Origin of the sequence: Mesorhizobium sp. M0772, from assembly GCF_040320135.1 — a bacterium.
GTDB lineage: Bacteria > Pseudomonadota > Alphaproteobacteria > Rhizobiales > Rhizobiaceae > Mesorhizobium.
Map to the genome: position 1 here is coordinate 1 of NZ_JAMYPB010000127.1, position 709 is coordinate 709.

Below are 709 nucleotides of genomic sequence, written 5' to 3' on the forward strand. Positions count from 1 at the left end.
TCGCCGTTGATCGGTCCATCGAAGACGCAAGGGGCAGCAAGACGGTCGAGCCGCAGGGCGCCGAGGAAGGTCAGCGTGCGCCAGTGGCCGTGCGGAGCAAAGCCGCGCAGGCGTTTGCCGCATGGTCCCCAGCCGCGCAGCGGTGCCATGTTGGTCTTGATCCAGGTTTCGTCGATGAACACCAGCCGTTCCGGATCGAGACCCGCCTGCCAGGAACGCCAGCGTTGTCGTCGGCGGGCAACATCGGCGCGAGCTTGCTCAAGTGCGAATAGCGTTTTTTTTGAACCGCAATCCTTCGCGCCGCAGGAAATGCCATACCGTGTCGTGCGACACCTTCACACCGCGCGCCGCAAGTTCGTCCTTCAGCCATGCAGCGACAGATGCGACGTCTGGTTGATCCGTTCCACGATGAACGCCCGGTGCGGCTCCAGAACACGCTTGCGGTGGCCGCCCATCTTACCCGGTGCCACAGACCCATTCGCCCGATAGCGCTGCGACCACTTCACCGCCGACGAAACCGCCACGCCAAAACGAGCCGCCACCGAGCGGCAGCTCTCGCCAGCCTCGATCGCGCCAACAACACGCTCACGTAGATCGTTCGAAAGGGGAGCCGTCATCTGATGCTGGCCTCCGATCCAGCCAGCATCTTGAATCACAAAACCACTCTCACGGGAATCCCGCAGATTCAGTCAAAATCTGAACTGCTCTA

At 62.1% G+C, this 709-nt stretch carries 1 pseudogene; it reads right to left on the reverse strand.

Annotation, left to right across the window (positions count from 1 at the left end):
- A pseudogene (locus tag NKI06_RS30875) lies at nucleotides 1-635 on the reverse strand (IS630 family transposase); the annotation flags it as partial.
- Nucleotides 636-709: the final 74 nt, after the last annotated feature.